Origin of the sequence: Thiomicrorhabdus cannonii (assembly GCF_013391695.1) — a bacterium.
In the GTDB taxonomy this organism is placed as follows: Bacteria; Pseudomonadota; Gammaproteobacteria; order Thiomicrospirales; family Thiomicrospiraceae; genus Thiomicrorhabdus; species Thiomicrorhabdus cannonii.
The window spans coordinates 46,055-67,322 of the sequence record NZ_JACBGH010000010.1; the positions used below are offsets into that span (position 1 = coordinate 46,055).

17 protein-coding genes and 1 CRISPR repeat array are annotated in these 21,268 nt (G+C 53.4%); of the genes, 10 read left to right on the forward strand and 7 right to left on the reverse strand.

Going from position 1 to position 21,268, the window contains the following annotated elements; all coding sequences use genetic code 11:
- Nucleotides 1–12: 12 nt before the first annotated feature.
- The 8 genes from cas5c (at nucleotide 13) to HZ297_RS10020 (ending at nucleotide 6,099) form a co-directional block, all read left to right on the forward strand.
- Nucleotides 13–729: a type I-C CRISPR-associated protein Cas5c gene (gene cas5c, locus HZ297_RS09985; protein ID WP_178863349.1), complete on the forward strand. Its 717-nt coding sequence runs from the start codon at nucleotides 13–15 to the stop codon at nucleotides 727–729.
- Entirely contained in the window at nucleotides 726–2,654 is a 1,929-nt protein-coding gene (gene cas8c, locus HZ297_RS09990) for a type I-C CRISPR-associated protein Cas8c/Csd1 (RefSeq protein ID WP_178863351.1), read from the forward strand. The genes cas5c and cas8c overlap by 4 nt, the downstream gene beginning before the upstream one ends.
- A 17-nt stretch (nucleotides 2,655–2,671) precedes the next feature.
- On the forward strand, nucleotides 2,672–3,511 hold the full coding sequence (cas7c, locus tag HZ297_RS09995; RefSeq protein WP_178863353.1) for a type I-C CRISPR-associated protein Cas7/Csd2: 840 nt from the start codon (nucleotides 2,672–2,674) through the stop codon (nucleotides 3,509–3,511).
- A gap of 2 nt (nucleotides 3,512–3,513) precedes the next feature.
- On the forward strand, nucleotides 3,514–4,152 hold the full coding sequence (cas4, locus tag HZ297_RS10000; protein WP_178863366.1) for a CRISPR-associated protein Cas4: 639 nt from the start codon (nucleotides 3,514–3,516) through the stop codon (nucleotides 4,150–4,152).
- A complete protein-coding gene (gene cas1c / locus HZ297_RS10005) occupies nucleotides 4,133–5,152 on the forward strand; it encodes a type I-C CRISPR-associated endonuclease Cas1c (protein ID WP_178863368.1) in 1,020 nt (339 codons plus the stop codon). The genes cas4 and cas1c overlap by 20 nt, the downstream gene beginning before the upstream one ends.
- 12 nt (nucleotides 5,153–5,164) lie before the next feature.
- A complete protein-coding gene (gene cas2 / locus HZ297_RS10010) occupies nucleotides 5,165–5,458 on the forward strand; it encodes a CRISPR-associated endonuclease Cas2 (protein ID WP_178863377.1) in 294 nt (97 codons plus the stop codon).
- Between the two features lie 130 nt (nucleotides 5,459–5,588).
- Nucleotides 5,589–5,840, forward strand: a complete 252-nt coding sequence (locus HZ297_RS12070) for a type II toxin-antitoxin system RelE/ParE family toxin (RefSeq protein ID WP_343034814.1) — start codon at nucleotides 5,589–5,591, stop codon at nucleotides 5,838–5,840.
- On the forward strand, nucleotides 5,818–6,099 hold the full coding sequence (locus HZ297_RS10020; RefSeq protein ID WP_246261886.1) for a helix-turn-helix domain-containing protein: 282 nt from the start codon (nucleotides 5,818–5,820) through the stop codon (nucleotides 6,097–6,099). The genes HZ297_RS12070 and HZ297_RS10020 overlap by 23 nt, the downstream gene beginning before the upstream one ends.
- A gap of 193 nt (nucleotides 6,100–6,292) precedes the next feature.
- A CRISPR array of direct repeats spans nucleotides 6,293–10,872; the repeat unit is 32 nt; unit sequence GTCGCGCCCCACGCGGGCGCGTGGATTGAAAC.
- A 62-nt stretch (nucleotides 10,873–10,934) separates the two neighbouring features.
- Here HZ297_RS10020 and HZ297_RS10025 read toward each other — a convergent pair.
- From HZ297_RS10025 to HZ297_RS10045, 5 genes are all read right to left on the reverse strand, one after another.
- Nucleotides 10,935–11,168, reverse strand: coding sequence for a hypothetical protein (locus HZ297_RS10025; protein ID WP_178863379.1), 234 nt, complete (start codon nucleotides 11,166–11,168; stop codon nucleotides 10,935–10,937).
- A gap of 151 nt (nucleotides 11,169–11,319) precedes the next feature.
- Nucleotides 11,320–11,457, reverse strand: coding sequence for a hypothetical protein (locus HZ297_RS10030; protein ID WP_178863381.1), 138 nt, complete (start codon nucleotides 11,455–11,457; stop codon nucleotides 11,320–11,322).
- Nucleotides 11,458–11,502: 45 nt separating this feature from the next.
- A complete protein-coding gene (locus tag HZ297_RS10035; protein ID WP_178863383.1) occupies nucleotides 11,503–12,300 on the reverse strand; it encodes a 3',5'-cyclic-nucleotide phosphodiesterase in 798 nt (265 codons plus the stop codon).
- A gap of 119 nt (nucleotides 12,301–12,419) precedes the next feature.
- Nucleotides 12,420–15,533, reverse strand: coding sequence for an efflux RND transporter permease subunit (locus HZ297_RS10040; RefSeq protein WP_178863385.1), 3,114 nt, complete (start codon nucleotides 15,531–15,533; stop codon nucleotides 12,420–12,422).
- A gap of 3 nt (nucleotides 15,534–15,536) precedes the next feature.
- The gene (locus tag HZ297_RS10045; RefSeq protein ID WP_246261888.1) at nucleotides 15,537–16,706 is read right to left on the reverse strand and encodes an efflux RND transporter periplasmic adaptor subunit; all 1,170 of its coding nucleotides are present in this window, start codon (nucleotides 16,704–16,706) and stop codon (nucleotides 15,537–15,539) included.
- Nucleotides 16,707–16,941: 235 nt separating this feature from the next.
- Here HZ297_RS10045 and HZ297_RS10050 point away from each other — a divergent pair, with 235 nt between their 5' ends.
- Complete coding sequence (locus tag HZ297_RS10050; protein ID WP_178863387.1) at nucleotides 16,942–17,658, forward strand: YebC/PmpR family DNA-binding transcriptional regulator; 717 nt, start codon at nucleotides 16,942–16,944, stop codon at nucleotides 17,656–17,658.
- Nucleotides 17,659–17,751: 93 nt separating this feature from the next.
- On the opposite strand, the gene HZ297_RS10055 is transcribed toward HZ297_RS10050, so the two are convergent.
- Together HZ297_RS10055 and HZ297_RS10060 are read right to left on the reverse strand one after the other, a co-directional pair.
- Nucleotides 17,752–18,552 (reverse strand): hydratase, encoded by an 801-nt coding sequence (locus HZ297_RS10055; RefSeq protein ID WP_178863389.1) that lies wholly within the window; start codon nucleotides 18,550–18,552, stop codon nucleotides 17,752–17,754.
- Complete coding sequence (locus HZ297_RS10060) at nucleotides 18,552–19,886, reverse strand: alanine/glycine:cation symporter family protein (RefSeq protein WP_178863391.1); 1,335 nt, start codon at nucleotides 19,884–19,886, stop codon at nucleotides 18,552–18,554. The genes HZ297_RS10055 and HZ297_RS10060 overlap by 1 nt, the downstream gene beginning before the upstream one ends.
- Nucleotides 19,887–20,079: 193 nt before the next feature.
- Here HZ297_RS10060 and HZ297_RS10065 point away from each other — a divergent pair, with 193 nt between their 5' ends.
- Nucleotides 20,080–21,159 carry an MBL fold metallo-hydrolase gene (locus HZ297_RS10065; protein WP_178863393.1) on the forward strand — a complete coding sequence of 360 codons (1,080 nt, stop codon included), beginning with the start codon at nucleotides 20,080–20,082 and terminating at the stop codon, nucleotides 21,157–21,159.
- The last annotated feature ends 109 nt before the right edge of the window (nucleotides 21,160–21,268 follow it).

The window sequence follows — 21,268 nt, forward strand, 5'->3', positions numbered from 1 at the left end:
CAGGAGGTTCACATGCACGAAACCCCGAAGAATACGGTCAGTTTTAAGGTAAGTGGGCGCTATGCGTTATTTACTGACCCGGTTACAAAAGTGGGAGGAGAAAAGTGTTCTTATCACATTCCGACCTACGAAGCGATTAAAGGCATTTTAAAGTCCGTTTATTGGAAGCCAACTTTGATTTGGCACGTAGATAAAGTAAGAGTTATGAAGCCTATGCGCACGCAAACTAAAGGAACGAAGCCTTTAGTGTGGGGAGGAGGCAATAGTTTAGCGATTTACACTTTTTTGCATGATGTCGAGTATCAAGTACAAGCACATTTTGAATGGAATGAACATCGTCCCGAGCTTGAGCGTGATCGTATTGATGGTAAGCATTTTGCAATGGCGAAAAGGTTCATTGATAAGGGTGGTCGCCAAGACATTTTTTTAGGGACACGCGATTGTCAAGGTTATGTAGAAGCCTGTGAATTTGGTGAAGGTGAGGGGGCGTATGACCAAATAGATGAACTTGGATTCGGTCTAATGTTCCACAGTTTTGGTTACCCTGACGAAACAGGAAAGGATGAGTTGAGTGCCAATTTTTGGCAAGCAACCATGAAGCAAGGTGTTCTGCACTTTCCTCGCCCTGATGAGTGTGAGCATAGTCGCGTTGTGCGGCCTATGACAGCAAAAACGTTTGAATTGGATGAAAATCAGAAACCTGTTGAACAGGAAGAGGAGGCGATATGAGTTGGTTATCTAGTCTTTACGCTACCTACGAAAAAGCTCAGCAGCTAGATATTTCTGATGACCTTAAACCTTTACCAATCAGTCATACATTGCAAAATGCCCATATCAAAGTAACGATTGATTTAGACGGTAATTTTAAGCGTGCTGAGGTGTTAGAAAAAATGCAAATTGTATTGCCTGCAACTGAAAAATCAGCAGGAAGAAGCAGTGGCGAGGCTCCTCACCCCTTGGCAGACAAAATTCAATATGTTGCTGGTGATTACGCAGTGTTCGGAGGGCTCAAAAACGCCTATTATCAAGGGTATTTGGATCAGCTTACAGCTTGGTGTACATCTGAATTTGCACTTGAGCAAGTTAGAGCAGTACAAAAATATGTAGAAAAAGGCTGTTTAGTGGCAGACCTCATTGCCGAGAAAATTTTATTTGTTGATGCTGAAAATAAACTATTAACAAGTTGGCCTAAAGAGTCGGATTTAGAACCGCCAAAAATATTTAAGGTTTTACCGAAAGAAGCGGGGAGCTTGGATCAAGGTAATGCTTTGGTTTGCTGGAATGTTGAAGATGTGAAGTTTTTAACGAGTGAAACTTGGTTAAATCCTGATATTCAATCTTCATGGATTCAATACGATAGCCAAACGGCAGGACAGCAAGGTCTTTGTTATATTACGGGTAAAGTCATGCCGTTGGCATCGAATCATCCAGCAAAGCTACGTCATACGGGCGATAAAGCGAAACTCATTTCTTCTAATGACAGCTCAGGTTTCACATTTAGAGGGCGCTTTACAGATGCTTCGGGTGATCAAGCTGCGAGTATAGCCTACGATGTCACCCAAAAATCTCATAATGCGCTCAGGTGGTTAATTTCACGACAAGGTTACCGCAATGGTGATCAAGCGGTGGTCGCATGGGCGCTTTCCTGTAAAGAAATACCCGATCCGATGACAATGAGCTTTGATTTACTTTCGGACGAAGCTAGTCAATTAGCTATAGACCATTCGATTGATATTGGCAAAAAGTTTGGCTTAGAACTTAAAAAGTACATCGCAGGTTATAAAGCAAAGCTTGATCAAAGTGACAGTGTGATCATTATCGGCTTAGATTCCGCAACACCGGGTCGAATGGGGGTGACTTATTATCAAGAGTTCATGCCCGAAGAGTACCTTTCACGTATTGAAAAATGGCATCAGGACTTTGCTTGGTTTCAAAGAGTTAAACAAGAAATCAATGGCAAAGAGCAAACAACTTGGTCAATTAGCACGCCCGCGCCCAAGTCGATTTATGAAGCGATATTTGGCTCTACCATTTCTGATTCATTAAAAAAGCAAACTATTGAACGGATCTTACCCTGTATTGTCGAGGCAGTCCCTTTTCCGAGGGATTTAATGCAAGGCGCGGTTCGTCGTGCTATTAATCGCCAAGGTTATAAATCGGATGAAGGTTGGTTATGGGAAAAAAATCTGGGCATTGCTTGTGCCCTGTTCAAAGGTTTTAAAAAACGTCAGATACCGTCAAAGGAGTATGAGATGGGGTTAGAAAAAGAGAACAGCAGTCGTGATTACTTGTTTGGCCGATTGTTAGCGATTGCCGAAAAAATCGAAGAAACCGCACTTTATGTCGCAGGTGAAAACCGTTCAACAACCGCCGCAAGGTTAATGCAACGATTTGCTGACAGACCGTTTTCAACTTGGCGCAATATCGAGTTGGCGTTAAATCCCTATATTCAACGGTTAAAAGTCACTCGTGGAAGATTTTTACACAAAAGGCTAACTGAGCTTGACGAGGTGATGGGCATGTTTAACTCAGCGGAGTTTAATTCTGATAAATCACTGTCTGGTGAGTTCTTGTTGGCCTTTCATGCTCAAAGGCTTGAGCTAAATAAATCTAAAGAAGATACATCTGATTCACAAACTCATTCTGATCAATAATGCTGGAGGATATAGCCATGAGCTTACGAAATAAAATAGATTTTGCTGTTATTTTTAGTGTTAAAAATGCCAACCCTAATGGTGACCCGTTGAACGGTAATCGTCCGAGAACGGATTATGAAGGGTTTGGTGAAATTTCTGATGTGTGTTTAAAGCGTAAAATTCGAGATCGCCTGCAGGATGTGGGTGAGTCGATTTTTGTACAATCGGATGAAAAGAAAACCGATGGACTGCCAAGTTTAAAAGCGCGTGCGGAATCTGAAGAGTTTGGCTTGGGTAAAAATGCACTCAATGTAAAGAAAACTAAACCTGAAGAAACGGCTCAATTAGCGTGCCAAAAATGGTTTGATGTTAGAACATTTGGACAATTGTTTGCGTTCAAAAGTGAAACTAAAGATGGCGTATCTATACCTATTCGCGGACCTGTTTCAATTCAATCGGCATTTAGCATTGAACCGGTGAGCATTACGAGCACACAAATTACAAAAAGTGTTAGCGGTGAAGGAGATGGCTCTAAAAAAGGCTCTGATACGATGGGCATGAAACACCGTGTTGACAAAGCCGTGTATGTAACCTTTGGTGCCATGTCGCCACAACTAGCTGAACGCACAGCCTTTAGCGATGGTGATGCAGAAAAAATTAAAGCAACCCTTCCAAAGTTATTTGAAGGGGACGCATCTTCCGCGCGCCCTGAAGGAAGTATGGTTGTTGAAAAAGTCATTTGGTGGCAGCATAACTCGAAGGCGGGACAATATTCATCTGCCAAGGTGCATCGCACTTTGAATGTAAAACCTGATGGTAGCTATGAGTTACATAACTTGGATGGTTTAGTGCCTGAAGAAATTGACGGATTCTAACCATGCAAGACACCCGCTTGATTCCTTTGTCGGCATTACAGCATTATGCTTTTTGTCCGCGGCAGTGTGCGCTTATTCATAATGAACAGGTCTGGTCGGAAAACTTTCTGACGGCGCAAGGTCAGCAATTGCATCAGCGGGTGGATCATGGGCTACCTGAATCCCGTAAAGGGATTCGTTATGAACGCGGGGTCGAAGTGTCCGCTCCGTCACTTGGCTTAACTGGAAAGCTGGATTTGGTGGAGGTAGATATCGCCACTGGAGTCTGTTTTCCAGTTGAATATAAGCGCGGAAAACCTAAACAAGATCATATCGATTTGATTCAGCTTTGTGCTCAGGCGTTATGTTTGGAGGAGATGCTGGGCTTGAATGTTTCACATGGAGCAATTTGGTATTGGCAAACACGTCATCGTCACCAAGTTGAAATCTCCGAGACGCTTCGAGAGGAAACCTTATCTATTATCGAGGCAACTCGAAACCTGCTCAATTCAGGAAAAACCCCAAAAGCTAAATACGAAAAGAAGTGCGATGCTTGCTCATTGTATGAGTTGTGCAATCCCAAGCTGACGTTTCGGGATAAAAGCCGCTCTTATGTGCAGGCGATTTATCAGGAGAGATCGTTTGAAGAAACTGAAAAATAGCCTGTACATCACTCGCCAAGGAGCCTACCTGCATAAAGAACGCGAAACGTTGGTGATTGAGGTTGAACATGAAAAGGCGATGCAGGTGCCGATTCATGCCATTCAAGCGATCTATTGTTTCGGTAATGTGATGGTCTCGCCGTTTTTGATTGGTTTTTGCGGCGAAAACGGCGTGCATTTGGCCTTTTTTACCGAATATGGCCGTTTTCTTGGGCGTATGCAAGGAAAGCAAACCGGCAATGTGCTGTTGCGTAAAGCGCAATACAACGTGGCGGAGTCTTCTCCCGAAAAAATTGCCCGCAATATCATCGCCGCCAAAATCAGCAACTCCCGTTCTGTGTTGTATCGTCATTTACGCAATCATGGCGAAAATCCATCGGTTAAACAGGCAATCACGCAAATTTCGTCAGCATTGAATCGGCTGCAACGGGCTGAAAATTTGGATTTGATTCGCGGCATAGAGGGCGAAGCGGCGGCCTTCTATTTTGGAGTGTTTAATGAGCTGATTTTGCCGGCCGTTGAGGCGGATTTTGCATTTTCCACCCGTTCGCGCCGTCCTCCTCTAGATCGAACTAACGCCTTGTTATCGTTTATTTACAGCATTGTTGGCAATGATATTTCGGCGGCATTACAAGGGGTAGGGCTTGATCCGCAAGTGGGTTTTTTGCATTTGGACAGGCCGGGTAGGGATAGCTTGGCGCAAGATGTTTTGGAAGAGTTTCGTGCCTGGTATGCCGACCGTTTAGTGCTGAGTTTAATCAATCGTAAACAGATTAAAGCCAATGATTTTGTGATTGAAGCGAGTGGGGCGGTCAAACTAAAAGACGATGTGCGTAAAACCGTTTTGGTTGCATTGCAAAATCGAAAACAGGAAACCGTAATGCATCCTTATTTGAATGAAGAGGTTCCAATTGGTCTCTTGCCGCATGTTCAAGCGATGTTGCTTGCACGCCACTTGCGCGGTGATTTGGCCGAATATCCGCCGTTTGTACCGCGTTAGGAGTGGTAAGTTATGATGGTATTAATCACGTATGACGTTTCATTTGACGATCCGGGTGGGCAGCGCCGCTTGCGACACATCTCCAAAGCCTGTCTCGATCACGGAGTCAGGGTGCAGTATTCCGTTTTTGAATGCGAAATTGAGCCCGATCAATGGGTGCGGTTAAAAGCAAAATTATTAGAAATTTATAACGCAGAGACCGATAGCTTGCGTTTTTATATGCTTGGAGCGCGTTGGCGTGGCAAGGTTGAGCATTTTGGGGCTAAAAAGACTTTGGATGTTTTTAAAGACACGTTGATTTTATAAGGTTATCTTTTGTGATAACATTGTTTCGGAGCTAAACATGGCAAACGAATGGAAAGTAATTCTATACCCGGGGGTTGAAAAAGCGATTTTGAGCATGCCTGACAAGCTGCAGTCTCGTGTGCTATAAACTATAGATCTTGTTGCAGAAAAAGGTACATCGCTCGATGAACCTCAGTCAAAGGCTCTAGGTAAGGGGGTGTTTGAGTTGCGTGCCAAGTCTGCAGAGGGTATTGCGCGAAGTTTGTATTGCTTTCAGAGAGGCAAGCATATTTATGTTTTGCATGCTTTTGTTAAGAAAACACAAAAATTACCCAAGCAAGAGTTGGAATTGGCTCTTAAACGAAAAAAGGAAATAGAAAATGCAGATGATGACATTAGATGAGTTAAAAAAAGAAGCGTTTAAAAATCCGAATGTTAAAAAAGAGTACGATGCGCTTGAGGAAGAGTTTAAATTGATCGAAGCCTTGGTCGATATGCGTCAAAAAGCTGGTTTAACGCAAGAAGAAATTGCGCAAAAAATGGGCACTCAAAAAAGCAATATCAGTCGCTTAGAATCTGGAACTGGCAATCCGGGTTGGAAAACCCTTCAGAATTATGCCCATGCGTGTGGATTTAAAATTCAGCTGCAATACACCCAATAAGTCTTTTCCGTCTATCGCTAACCTAGAGTGCTCTTTAAAAACTCGGAACTTTAGCGATAAGGCGCAAATTGCCTGTCCTTCAAACCTTAAGTCTCTTCTTCAAGCAAGGTTTGCTAAAATGTATAAGCTTATTTTCAAGGTTAGCGAATTCCCGCCTAAATCCATTCGATTTGCTGGGCTTGAAAGATAAGCGGTCGCGCCCCACGCGGGCGCGTGGATTGAAACGATGCGGTGGGCGACTGGGATGCGGATGCCGCCTAGTCGCGCCCCACGCGGGCGCGTGGATTGAAACCCTGAATAGTTATTACCGTGTTTGTTGTTCCGCCAGTCGCGCCCCACGCGGGCGCGTGGATTGAAACATGCCGATGGCCAGGCGTTCATCGTCGAGCGCAGTCGCGCCCCACGCGGGCGCGTGGATTGAAACACCTTGCATTCGTGCCCGCGCCACCGTGGTAAGGTCGCGCCCCACGCGGGCGCGTGGATTGAAACAAGCAACGAAACGCCGGCTGGCACCGGCGCAAGCGGTCGCGCCCCACGCGGGCGCGTGGATTGAAACAGGGATGCAAATCTTTGGGTTCGAGGTGATAGTGTCGCGCCCCACGCGGGCGCGTGGATTGAAACAATCTGTCACGCTTGAACGGGGAATGGCTTTTGAGTCGCGCCCCACGCGGGCGCGTGGATTGAAACATGCATCCACCCTCTCAAATTTCCCGCACGCCTTGTCGCGCCCCACGCGGGCGCGTGGATTGAAACATATTGGCCGCGTCATAAGCCGATCTATACGCGGGTCGCGCCCCACGCGGGCGCGTGGATTGAAACAAGGCACAGCTAAAAGACCAGCTTGACGAAGGAGTCGCGCCCCACGCGGGCGCGTGGATTGAAACAGTGTTTCAACGGCGGCGGCATGCTTGGCCTTGCGTCGCGCCCCACGCGGGCGCGTGGATTGAAACAACATGGCTCTGCACCTCTTTGACCACGGTTTTAGTCGCGCCCCACGCGGGCGCGTGGATTGAAACTTCTTTAACTTTTACAGCTCACACGCTAGCTCCGTCGCGCCCCACGCGGGCGCGTGGATTGAAACGGTTTATCCTGCATCAATTGGTCAAGCAGATTGAGTCGCGCCCCACGCGGGCGCGTGGATTGAAACTATTTAAAGCAATTTGACCTTTTACAGTGTTGCTGTCGCGCCCCACGCGGGCGCGTGGATTGAAACTTGACCACCGCTCAATCTAGATTGGTCTATATCCAGGTCGCGCCCCACGCGGGCGCGTGGATTGAAACGTCAAATTCCGCACGAATATCCTCATAGCTTAAGTCGCGCCCCACGCGGGCGCGTGGATTGAAACCATCCATTTCTTCTGGCGTAATCTAACCACTCGCTCGTCGCGCCCCACGCGGGCGCGTGGATTGAAACACTCAATACTTAAAGGGGGTCGAACTGCAGCTCGGTCGCGCCCCACGCGGGCGCGTGGATTGAAACGTACAAGAAATCGCCAACAAGGGCTATTACGAAGTCGCGCCCCACGCGGGCGCGTGGATTGAAACTTTAGGAATCACCGCTACAACTATGCCATCGTTTGTCGCGCCCCACGCGGGCGCGTGGATTGAAACGTAGAACCAACGGCTAGTTTAGCAGGTATAATGAGTCGCGCCCCACGCGGGCGCGTGGATTGAAACGATATCCCTACAGGCGTTTATTTAAAGGGTAAACAGTCGCGCCCCACGCGGGCGCGTGGATTGAAACCAGTCAACACTATCTATTAACCCATCTCTTAGGTGTCGCGCCCCACGCGGGCGCGTGGATTGAAACTAGAAAATCCAATGTTGTTTTATCCACGCTCATTGTCGCGCCCCACGCGGGCGCGTGGATTGAAACTTACCCACTACTGATCCTACCGGAAAGTTCCATGTCGCGCCCCACGCGGGCGCGTGGATTGAAACCAGTCGTTTAGCTGATTCCAACATCTCTGCATCGTCGCGCCCCACGCGGGCGCGTGGATTGAAACTTTAAATCAAACGGCATGGGGTTTCCCCTGTTTTGTCGCGCCCCACGCGGGCGCGTGGATTGAAACTCAATCGGCTGTGCCTGGCTTGGGTATTTACCCAGTCGCGCCCCACGCGGGCGCGTGGATTGAAACGCGTCCATAAAATCGACCATGCGCGTCACATCCGTCGCGCCCCACGCGGGCGCGTGGATTGAAACCACGGTTTTTCCGGGACTGTGCCGGTGCAAAGGGGTCGCGCCCCACGCGGGCGCGTGGATTGAAACCAGCAGGACAGCGTGCAGAAGTCCATCGAGACCATGTCGCGCCCCACGCGGGCGCGTGGATTGAAACAACCGAGAAGCCGATTGTGCTGTACGGGTTGACGGTCGCGCCCCACGCGGGCGCGTGGATTGAAACTGCTCCAGGAATAATGACGCGTGTGCGCGTTTTAGGTCGCGCCCCACGCGGGCGCGTGGATTGAAACAGGCGCAATGTGTTTAATCGCGTCGGCGTACTCGTCGCGCCCCACGCGGGCGCGTGGATTGAAACTTTGACAGCTTGTATCCATGGCTTTTTGTCTTCGTCGCGCCCCACGCGGGCGCGTGGATTGAAACTTCAATTGGCAATCTAGTAATAGTATCCCTATCGTCGCGCCCCACGCGGGCGCGTGGATTGAAACAATACCTAGCGGTGCAGACTGCTGCTGTTGAATGTCGCGCCCCACGCGGGCGCGTGGATTGAAACTCGTTTAACCCCTGGTCAGTTCATTGAACGTAGTGTCGCGCCCCACGCGGGCGCGTGGATTGAAACCTTGAGCCAGCCATGCAATGCATCGCTCAACAGGTAGTCGCGCCCCACGCGGGCGCGTGGATTGAAACTAACAACCCCAAGGTTGGGCATGATATTGGCATGTCGCGCCCCACGCGGGCGCGTGGATTGAAACTTTGAGTGGGTTGGTTTAATCGGCTTTGGGGGTACTGTCGCGCCCCACGCGGGCGCGTGGATTGAAACTTCGCTCTTTTTAAGCCGGCGCTCACGGCAATCCGTCGCGCCCCACGCGGGCGCGTGGATTGAAACTGGACGGAGTTGATAATGGCGCGGAAAAGGCACGTCGCGCCCCACGCGGGCGCGTGGATTGAAACGACCAAGGCCCCGACAATCAAGCACCATCCCGCGTCGCGCCCCACGCGGGCGCGTGGATTGAAACTATTGGTTGCGCGCCATAAAGAGAAAGTACCGCGTCGCGCCCCACGCGGGCGCGTGGATTGAAACTAACTTTTTATCTTTCCTAAATTTGGAGAAGATAGTCGCGCCCCACGCGGGCGCGTGGATTGAAACTGCTGCATCTGGTAGCTCACTACAAATCGCTGAGTCGCGCCCCACGCGGGCGCGTGGATTGAAACAGCGACCTTCAAGCCGTTTTCAGCCAAGGGCGGGTGTCGCGCCCCACGCGGGCGCGTGGATTGAAACAAGTTCCATCGTACCCGGATTAAAGAAGTAAAATTGTCGCGCCCCACGCGGGCGCGTGGATTGAAACCCAGAAAGCGCCATGGCACCCACAGGGTCTATCAGTCGCGCCCCACGCGGGCGCGTGGATTGAAACATTTTCACCACCGTAATTGTTAATAAAATGCAAAGTCGCGCCCCACGCGGGCGCGTGGATTGAAACCGTGAAAATCACGACAGACGGCGGGGCTGTTAAAGTCGCGCCCCACGCGGGCGCGTGGATTGAAACTCTAAAAGAACAGGTTACAGCGCTTGAAGAACAGGTGTCGCGCCCCACGCGGGCGCGTGGATTGAAACAAGATCAGAAACCGACACCGCTCCAGTCGTTAAGTCGCGCCCCACGCGGGCGCGTGGATTGAAACCTCATATGCTTTTCTAATATTGAAATTGCTCTCGTCGCGCCCCACGCGGGCGCGTGGATTGAAACACAAGAGCCATTAATGCCAGATCGCTTTATGACAGGTCGCGCCCCACGCGGGCGCGTGGATTGAAACTTCAATATACGTAGCCATAAAATCACCAATCAAGTCGCGCCCCACGCGGGCGCGTGGATTGAAACGGCTCCTTGCCGCTCGAGCGCAAGAACTCCACCGGTCGCGCCCCACGCGGGCGCGTGGATTGAAACTCCAATGGTTGCCGGCAAGGTGCAAAAGCAGCTGTCGCGCCCCACGCGGGCGCGTGGATTGAAACCATTCCCTGGCGGATTCTTAAAGCTGGTAGGTTCGTCGCGCCCCACGCGGGCGCGTGGATTGAAACCCGCTATCCACGGCGTATGACATGAGCACAATGGTCGCGCCCCACGCGGGCGCGTGGATTGAAACGTTAAACAAGGTGCCGCAGTCTATATCCCTACAGTCGCGCCCCACGCGGGCGCGTGGATTGAAACAAATCAACGCTGAATCACCGTTGCAAAACCTTGGTCGCGCCCCACGCGGGCGCGTGGATTGAAACCGGACAGCGCGCCGCCCATAAACACAATGTCGGGTCGCGCCCCACGCGGGCGCGTGGATTGAAACTCGTACCTGGTTGACATGGAAGTGATCCGATCAAATCGCGCCCCACGCGGGCGCGTGGATTGAAACGGTATAAAAAAACCCGCCGATGCAAAACATGGGCTCGCGCCCCACGCGGGCGCGTGGATTGAAACGCCTTCAAGATAAATACATTGATGAGCTTAATGCAGTCGCGCCCCACGCGGGCGCGTGGATTGAAACGAGTTGAACAGCGACTATTACGGGTAAAACATGACCGTCGCGCCCCACGCGGGCGCGTGGATTGAAACGGCATTTGGGTGAGTACTAGAGTCTCCTGGTGGCGTCATCGCGAAGGATGTCGTTGCCGCTGTTAGCGTTTTGCAAAAACCGTCCAACTCGGCAAGACTTTGTTGGTAACGCTGCGAAGGTTTCGACGACCTGGCCTTATATGTTGAGTTTTTTGATCGTCGTTTTCGGTATCGTAATGCGCACGTTTATAGACGTTTTGGTCGCGGTCGATAATCGGCACGATTAGCATGGATTCCGGTTTTTTGGTCGAACGCCTTGGTGTCGCTGAAATCGAGGCGCGGTATTTCGTAAACATTGTGGATGTTGATGGGGTGTTTGTTGAGCGCGCAGAGCACGGCTGTCATGCGGATATTGGGCACACCGTCCTCGAGATAGAGTGGCAGACTGATCCCATTCGATCAGATTGCCGCTGCCAACCATCTTGATGCCTAGCGAATGATTGATAATCACCCTGAACTCAAGTTCTTGTGCTGGTAAAGGGTGCTGGCATCGGCCTGAGAAAAAGCGATGGCTTGCTCAAGAATCTGTTTCAGCAGGTGTTCAATCCGGGATTCCGAGGTGATCGATTGGGCGATCGACAGCAAGATACGCAGCTGATCGTTCGAATGGCCTCCAAGGCCAGTCGGATGTTACAAAGGTGTGACCTGCGGGGTGGCGCGGAAAACATCGAGCTGGTCGCCGCGTTGCAATATGCGGCTGATCAATGGACGAATCTGGCGGCGGTTGAGTTCGTCGAGAATGGTTTCCTGATAGGCCGGTTTCAAATGGTAAGGATAGATTGCCAGCGGGCGGTTGAGCTGCTTAAGGAGTTTCTCCAGCAGCTTCGGGGTCATGTGACGGCTCTGTTCGGCCAATTTCTCGAGGCTGGACGGAAACGAGGTCTCGACAATCAGGCTGCGAATGCGGTCATCTGCATTGATGCGTTCGGCCAGCTGCGGTGTGTAGTAGGTGTCCCCCGTCAGCAGGCAGCCGAAGCCATCGCAAAGAATGATATAGCCGCAGGCGGCTACTCCGTGTTCGGCGGCGATGGGCGTAATTTCATAGCCATACAGAAAGATGCTCTGTTCCAGCTTGATTTCAACAAATTCGAGCATCGGTTTGCCGCAGACTGCGTGATGGATGGCATGGAAAGCCGGCCAGATGACATCGTTGAAAATATGACGTTTGAGGCTGTCGATGACCTCGGCCAGTGCGTAGACTTTGAGCGGTTGGCGGCGGCTGTCGAAATGGGTTTCTACCAGAAACGGCAGATCGCGCAAATGATCAAAGTGGGCGTGGGTCAGGAAAACGTGTTCAATGCGGGTGCTGGCTTGACCCAACTCCTGCATGACATGACCGGCATCAATAAGGATGGCGTCGCCGAGCAGGAAGGCAGTGCATTCGTGGCCTTTATCCAAACTGCCGGCGGCGCCCAGTACTGTGATCATTGGTTTTCCTCGATTGAAAGCATGGCCTTCAATATAGAGAGTCGTGGCTTTAAAGTAAAGCAACCTCTAAACCCGCCTGTGTAAAAGTTGCAGCATACCTGGCCTTATATGTTGAGTTTTTACAACGCCTGATTTTTGTCCTGCAACGCTCTTTCCAGTTGATGGGTGCTGGCCAGCGGCGAGCCGCTGCGTTTGGCGATGAGCGCGTAGGCGGCGGGGATGATGAAGAGGCTCAGCAGGGTCGAGAAGGCCACGCCCCAGAAAAGCACGATGCCGAGCACATAGCGGGTTTCGGAGCCGGCGCCGCTGGAGAAAATCAGCGGAATCATGCCGACGATGGTGGTGATAGCGGTCATCAGAATCGGTCGCAGGCGCAGTTGCGTAGCGCTGACCAGTGCGCGGTACAGCGGCAGGCCGCGGTCGCGCAGCTGGTTGGTGAATTCCACAATCAGAATGCCGTTTTTGGTGGCCAGTCCGAGCAGCAGTACCAGCGCAATCTGGCTGTAAATATTGAGGCTCATGCCGTAACCCAGCAGCGCGAACAGGCCGCCTGCCAGTGCCAGCGGTACGGTCAGCAGAATGACCAATGGATGGATAAAGCTCTCGAACTGCGCGGCCAGCACCAGAAAGATGACGACCACACCAAATAAAAACACGAAATAGAAGGAGCTGGAGGCGGTCTGGAAATCACGCGATTGGCCTTTGTAGTCCACATTGGCTTCCGGCGGCAGGGTTTTGCGGGTCAGGGCATTGAGGTAGTCGAGCGCCTCGCCCAGCGCCAGCCCGTCTTTGAGGTTGGCTTCGAGCGTAATGGAGCGCACGCGGTTGTAGCGGTTGAGACTGGAGGCGACGCCGGAGGTGGAGAGTGTGGTGATGGCCGATAGCGGCACCATCTCGCCGGTGAGTTCGGAGCGCAGGTAAATCTGCTCCAGATCCTGCGGCGACTGGAACCATTCATGTTCGGCCTTGAGGTAGATGTCGTACTCCTCGCCTTGATGCATAAAGGTGGTGGCGCGGATACTCCCCAGCAGAATCTGCAGGGTTTCCACCACGTCCTGATGCGTCAGGCCGAGCGCTTCGGCTTTTTCGTAATCCACCTGCAGGCGCAGTTGCGGCTTGTTGGGTTCGTAATCCCAGTCGATGCCGGTCAGACCGGGGTTGGATTCGCTGATGGCCTGATCCATCAGGGTTTTCCATTCGGCAAGCTTCTCGTAACTTGGCCCGCCGATGACAAACTGCACCGGTTTCTGGATGCGCCCGCCGATGGGCGAGCGCATAATCGGGGTGGCTTTAACGCCGGTGAGGTCGGCGAGTTTTTTGCGCACCTCCTCCATAATGACATAGGCGTTGCGGCGTTTTGACCAGTCTTCGAGCACTACGATGATAAAACCGCTGTTAAAGATTTCGCTGTTGCCGAACGAACGCGGGCTGCGCACCAGTAGGCGTTTGGCCTCGCCGGTTTCCACCAGCGGCATCAGGCGGTTTTCAATCTCGTTGATGTAGCTTTGCATATATTCAAACGTGGCGCCTTCCGGCCCTTTGATGGATACAAAGAACACCCCCCGGTCTTCTTTGGGCACATATTCCTGCGGGATTTGCGGTGCGTAATAGGCGCTGGCACCGATTACCGCGAGCAGCGCCAATAACGCCAGCCACGGATGGCGCAGGTTCATAATCAAGATTTTCTTGAAACGGTGCTTGCGGGGTTTAAGGGTGGCGGCATGCGCGGCATTGCCTCCGGCCGATTGCGTGGGTCGGTTTTGCAGCAGTTTGGAGGCCAACGCAGGCGACAGCGTCAGCGCCACCCAACTGGAGAACAGCACCGCCACGGCCAGTGTGACCGCAAACTCCGAGAAAAGCCGCCCCAACTGCCCTTCCAGAAAGCCGATAGGCAGAAACACCGCCACCAACACCAGGGTGGTGGCCACCACCGCAAAACCGACCTGGCGCGTGCCCAAAAAGGCGGCGGCAATGGGCTTGTAGCCCATATCCAGATGACGCTGGGTGTTTTCCAACACCACGATGGCGTCGTCCACCACCAGACCGATGGCGAGCACCAGTGCCAACAGGGTGAGCAGGTTAATGGAAAAGTCCATAGCCCAAAGCACGCCAAAGGTGGCAATCAGCGATACCGGCAGGGTAACCATCGGCACCATCGCGGCGCGCCAGTTTTTAAGGAAAACGAGCATGACCAGCGCCACCAGACCGAGCGCGATGAACAGGGTGTTGTACACCTCGTTGACGGCCTGCTGCACAAACACCGAGGAGTCGTAACTCGGTGCCAGTTTAAGGCCTTCGGGCAGGGTGGCATTAACCTGCTGCATGCGTTCGCGCGCCAGTTCGGCCACGGTGAGCGTGTTGGCGTTGGATTGTTTGACAATGCCGATGCCCACCATCGGTTGGCCGTTGCCCCGGAACAGGCGGCGGCGTTCGATCGCACCCAGTTCGACTCTGGCGATGTCTTTGAGTTTGGCCTGACCGATCTGACGATCCTGTTTGATGATCAGATTCTGAAAGTCTTCAACCGTCGATAGCGGACGATCGGCTTGCAGCGTATAGAGAATCTGCTGGCCTTGCAGACTGCCTACCGGCAGTTCGATATTGGCCTGACGCAGGCGTGCTTCCACATCCTGCGCATTGATGCCGTAGAGCGCCATCTGCTTGGGGTCGAGCCAGATGCGCAATGCATACGACTGGCCGCCGCCGACGCGCACCCGCGCCACGCCGTCGAGTGTGGCGAAACGGTCTACCAGATAGCGTTCGGCGTAGTCGGTGAGTTCGGTGACCGTCATCTGGTCGCTGTTGAGGTTGAACCACATGATCGGGCTGTCGTCGCCGTCCACCTTCTCGACTTCGGGCGGCGAGGCTTGTTCGGGCAGGTTGTCGCTGACGCGGGAGACGCGGTCGCGGATGTCGTTGGCGGCGGCGTCAATATCGCGTTCGATGGAAAATTCCACCTTGATCTGCGATTTGCCGTCGCTCGAACTGGATTCGATAAAGCGGATGCCGGAGATGCCGGAGATGCGGTTTTCGATGAGTTTGGTGATGCGCGACTCCACCACGGCAGCCGAGGCGCCGAGGTATTCGGTGTCGATGGTGACGATGGGCGCGTCCACATTGGGGTATTCGCGCAGGCTCATGCGGTCGAACGCCATCAGGCCGAAAGCGAGCAGCAGCAGCGAGGCGACGGTGGCCAGCACCGGCCGTTTGACCGAGGTATCGGATAACCACATGGCTTACGGCTCCTGCTTGCTATTGCTGTTATTAGACCCGGCCTGTTGAGTTTTTTCGGCCGGCTTTTTCACCGGTTTCAGCAACTCTTCCTGATTGTGGCCGTTTTCCATTGCTTTGATGCGCACGGCCATTTTGGGTTTGAGACGCATCACGCCCTGGCTGACGACCAGATCGCCGGCGTTCAGCCCTTGGGTGATTTCGGTCATGGCGCTGCCGATCTGGCCGCTTTTGACTTCCACTTTCTCGGTGATATAGCTATCGTCCTTGCCGTCATTCTTGGCTTGCAGACGGTAGACGAATTCGCGGTCGCCGATCATCAAAAGCGCGCTGTTGGGAATCTGCAACTGGACTTGCGGCGGCAGTTGCAGTGTGGCTTCCACCAGCATATTGGTTTTGAGCAGATGGTCGGGATTGGCGACCAGCGCGCGCACCTGCACCATGCGCACGTTCTGTTCGATGCGCGGTGAAATCGCCTGGATTTGTCCTTGGAAAACGCGGTTGGGGTAGGCGCTGGTGGTGAGGTTGACGTTTTGTCCGCGGGAGAGATTGGCGAGGTATTTGACCGGCACCAGCAGGTCGAGTTTCATGCTGCGGGTGTCGTCCAGGCTGACAATCTGCTCGCCGGCCGTAACCAGCGCGCCGACGGCGACCTGACTCAGGCCGAGTTCGCCGTCAAACGGGGCGTAGAGGCGGCGGTCGGCCACCTGCGCTTCATACACTTTGCGCTGCGCGGTCGCGGTCTGCCATTCGCGGTATTTCTCGTCCACCTGCGCCTGCGTCACCGAGCCGCGGCCGACGACGTTCTTGACGCGCTGGTATTGCAGCCAGGCCTCTTCGGTCTGGGCTTTGGCCTGTTCCAAGCGCGCCAGTTCCTCGGCGCTGTTAAGTTCCAGCAGCAGTTGACTTTTGTTGACCCATTGGCCGTCGGTGAAATGGATCGCCTGAATTTTGTCGGTGACATTGGCGGCAATCTGAATCGACTGGCTGGCTTGCAGGGTGCCGAGCGCGCGAATCTGCTGGGGTTGGGACACCGTTTGGGTTTCAAAGGCGATAATCGGCAGTGCCGTTTTGGCTTTGGCGGCGCTCTCTTCGGCGGCGTGCGCCGTGGTGACAAACGTCAGTAGCGGGCCGAATGCGATAGCAGTGAGAAAGTGGCGTAACAGCATGGTCATGGTATAAGTGTCATTTGTAATGAGTGATAAACCGATTGTATGCATGTGGCCTGGCTTTGCAAAGCGCTTTAGCCGGATGGGAGGCGTTTTGCTTAATTTTTTCATAATTGACGACTGAGTGGCGACGAACGACACCCGGCCTGTTGAGTTTTTGCGCGACGATTTTCGCGTGCGCAGCAGCGGTTAGTTCGTGTAAAATTAACGCTTTGTTTGGATTTGTTAAGGAATTACCCCGATGGGAAGAGCGTTTCAGAACCGTAAGGAATCGATGGCGAAAACCGCCGACATGAAGACCAAGATTTACGGTAAATACGGCCGTAGTATCTATGTGTGTGCTAAACAGGGCGGCACGGATCCGGCAGCGAATCTGACGTTACGCGGCTTGATTGAGCGCGCCAAAAAAGACCAAGTACCGGCACACGTTATCGAAAAAGCCATCACCAAAGCGTCCGGTGCGGGCGGTGAAGACTTTGCGGTGGCGCGTTATGAAGGTTACGGCCCGGGTAATTCGATGGTCATCGTGGACTGCCTGACTGACAACCCTAACCGTACTTTCGGCGACGTGCGTCATGCGTTTACCAAGGTGAAATGCAAAATCGGTACGCAAGGCAGCGTCATGCACATGTTTGACCACAGCGCGATCTTCTCGTTCACGTTCGACGATGAAGAAGCGGTGCTGGAAGCGCTGATGGAAGCGGATGTCGACGTCACCGACATCGAAAACGAAGACGGCAAGATCACCGTGTTCGCGCCGCACACCGAATACGCCAAGGCCAAAACCGCCTTGAACAGCGCTTTCCCGAATGTGGAACTGGAAGTGGATGAAATCCAGTTCCTGCCGCAGATGGCCAAGCAGCTGGAAGGTGAAGACCTGGAGATGTTCGAGAAGTTTCTGGCGTTGCTGGAAGACTTGGACGATGTGCAGAACGTCTATCACGACGTGGAGCTGTAAGTTGCTGGAGTTTTGAACTTTAGCGCTGAAGAAAAGGCCGGTTTTTACCGGCCTGTTTGTTTTTCAGACCAAAGAATTTACCATCGGAACCTATTAGAGCGGATGTAATTCGGCTTCAAGCACGCCCAGTTCGCCGAACTGTAATTGAAACGGGATATTCGGCAGAACATCAAAAAAGCCGGCATAGGAGCCGGTAATGACATGCTGTCCGGCCTTGAGGCCGATGCCTTGTTGGCTTAAAAAATTGGCAAGCCAGAAAAGCGGCTGTTGCGGCAGGCCGTTGGGGTGTTTGCCGGTGCGTTCGAGCCGCGCTGTCTGCTGGGTGAGGGTAAAGTCGATTTCCGCCGCCTTTAGTGCTTGATTCAGCGGAATCTGCGGGCCTAAAAACAAGCCTTGGTTGAAGAGGTTGTCGGCGAGATGTTCAAAAAAACTTACCTCCGGATTGGATTGCAACGGAGCGTCCGCATCGGCGCAACGGTTTTGCAAAAGCTCCAGCGCCAGACGGGTTTCGCCGACGGCGGCGAGGATGTCGGCCTCGCTATAGTCGTCGGTACGCGGCGGCAGGTCATGCTGGAGGGTAAAGGCGATTTCAGGCTCGATCGGACAGTTTCCGGCCTGTAAGAACAGCGCGCAGGGCGATTGTTGAAACACCGTGCTGGCGAAAATCGGCGCGACAATCAGCTTGTCATTTTGAGGTAAAGAGCATTTCCAGGCAGCGATGCTGTCGCCCTTGGAAATGAGCAGGCCGGTCTGGGCCTGTTGAATTTGCCACGCCTGTTCAGCGTCCTGCGGGCGCAGGGCTTCCGGCAGGCGTGTGCCCGTCTGTTTTTCGACTCGGCGCTCGGTCAAGAATTCTGCAGCGGCAGTGATGTTGAGTGTCGATTCTTGTGGCATCAATGCCCCCGGCTCAAACGGATAATCACTGGCGAAAGAACCAGTAGCGCAATCAGGTTGGGTATGGCCATCAGGGCATTCAACAGGTCGGCGAGAATCAGTACGGTGTTGAAGTAATCTGAAAGTGCCGCGCCGGCAAACACCGCCAGCACCCACAGGATGCGGTAACCGCCGATGACGCGCGTACCCGCCAGATATTCGGCGCAGCGTTCGCCGTAATAACTCCAGCCGATCAGCGTGGTAAAGGCGAAGATCGCCAACGCCAGCGCCACCACAATCGCGCCCAGACCGTTGCCGAGCCCCTGGCTGAAGGCGGCGGCCGTCAGCGCCGAGCCGGTTGCGCCGCTGGTCCACACGCCGGTGACCATAATCACCAGCGCGGTCATGGTACAGATGATGATGGTGTCGATAAAGGTGCCGAGCATGGCGATATGGCCTTGGCGCACCGGGTCGTCGGTTTTGGCGGCGGCATGGGCGATGGGTGCCGTACCCAACCCCGCCTCGTTGGAGAAAATGCCGCGTGCTACGCCGAACTGGATGGCCAGTATCAGCGCCGCCCCGGCAAAGCCGCCCGCCGCCGCATGGCCGTTAAAGGCGCTGTCGATAATCGTGGCGAAGGCGTCGGGCAGTTTGTCGGCGTGGGTGGCGAGGATGAACAGCGAAAAACCGATATAAAGCAGCGCCATCAGCGGCACCAACGCCGTGGCGGTATGCGCGATGCGGCGGATGCCGCCGAACAGTACCAGCCCGACCAGTCCCATCATCACCAGCCCGCTGAGTTGGTTGTTGATCTCGAAGGCGCTTTGCATGGCGCCGGCCACCGCATTGGCCTGCACCATATTGCCGATGCCGAAGGCGGCGATGGTGCCGAAAAGCGCAAACGCGACCGCCAGCGGCCGCCATTTTTCGCCCATGCCGTTTTTGATGTAGTACATGGGGCCGCCGACGTGACGGCCGTCGGCATCGACCTCGCGGTAATTGACCGCCAGCAGCGCTTCGCTGTACTTGGTGGCCATGCCGACCAATGCGGTCATCCACATCCAGAAGATCGCGCCCGGTCCGCCGATAAAAATCGCCGCGGCGACGCCGGCGATATTGCCGGTGCCGACGGTGGCCGCCATGGCGGTCATCAGCGCGCTGAAGGGGCTGATGTCGCCCTCTTTGCGCGAGTGGCGCTCTTTCCACAGCAGCGAAAAGGCGTAGCCGAGATTGCGCAGCGGCAGGAAGCGCAGGCGCACGGTCAGGTAGAGGCCGGTGCCGAGCAATAGCACTAACATGGCAGGCCCCCAGGCCAGGCTACTGGCCGAGGTCAGAAAGTGGTTCAGGTTTTCCATGAGGTATCCGTATTGTTTTTATGAGCTTCCTTAAATTACCTGTCGGTAAGGGTTTTGTCTATCGGCAGCGCGCTTTTGGGGCCGAAAATGGCAAAAATCGTGCAAGCCGCGCCAATTGATTGTAAAGTCGTGCACCATGCGTAGAATGGCTTAACTCTTATTGATTTTGTCTTGTTGATTTTGGAGGTCGATAATGAAATTGCGTTTTGTAATGACGGCACTAGCCGGATTGATCATGACTGGTGAGGCGCTTGGACAGGGCTATTCCGACCCTTATGTGGACGGCATGAAAGCCTATGCGCAGGAGTCGGGTCAGGCTTCGGTGGCGCAGTATGCCGACGAAGTGCAGAAGGTCGAGCGCGCCAACGGTTATATCGGTTCGGTTCTGCCGTTGCCGCCGCTGCAGAAGGTGGCCGACGGCGTTTATACCATTACCGGCGCGATGATGTGGGCCACCAAAGAGAACTTTGGCCTGAACAACAACATCAGTTTCGTGATTTTTCCGGACGGGGTGTTTGTGTTCAACGCCGGCCCCAATCCGGTGGTGGCGTACAGCGCGCACCAGATGATCAAGAAAGTGACCAGCAAGCCGGTGAAGTGGGTGGCGATCGAGAACAATCAGGGTCACGCCAATCTGGGGGCGAGCTACTGGTGGGATGTGGGCGTGCGCAATATTTATTCGCAAGCCTATGCGACTGAGGATTTCAACAAAACGTATGCGCGTTTAGTGGAGCGCGGCTTTGAACGCGGCGATGCGGCGTTGTACGGTATGACGCGCAATATGGCGTCCAACTACACCACCTTTAAGGAGCAGGCCACGATTGATGTCGGCGGCGGCGAGAAGGTGGAGTTGCGTTATTTTGGTGAAGCACACACCCGCGGTTCGACGGTGGCCTATATTCCGAGCAAAAAACTGCTGTTTACCGGCGATTTGGGCTATGCCGACCGCATGATTGCGGTCTTCCCCTACACCAACACGCACGACTGGATGGCGGCGTTTGAGAAGATGCACGCCTGGGCGGGCGACGAGGTGACGGTGATTCCGGGGCACGGCGGCCCTTCGAGCATGGCGAAGGTCAAAGAGGATACCTACGATTATCTGGTCTATATGCGCGACGAAGCGCTCAAGCTGATTGCCGAGGGCAAGGGCGTTGAAGCGGCCACAGAGATCGACCAGTCGCAGTTTGAGTGGCGTCCGGTGTATGCGCAGACCCATGAAGGCAATGCGCGCAAAATCTTTAACGACGTGCTGCGTCATTTGCCTAAAAAGTAATCGCTACCCGGCCTGTTGAGTTTTTATGGGCGGATTTTAACGGATAGCATGATGCATAAAAAAGCCCGCAATTTGCGGGCTTTTCATTTCTTAGCGGTATGGAGAGGGT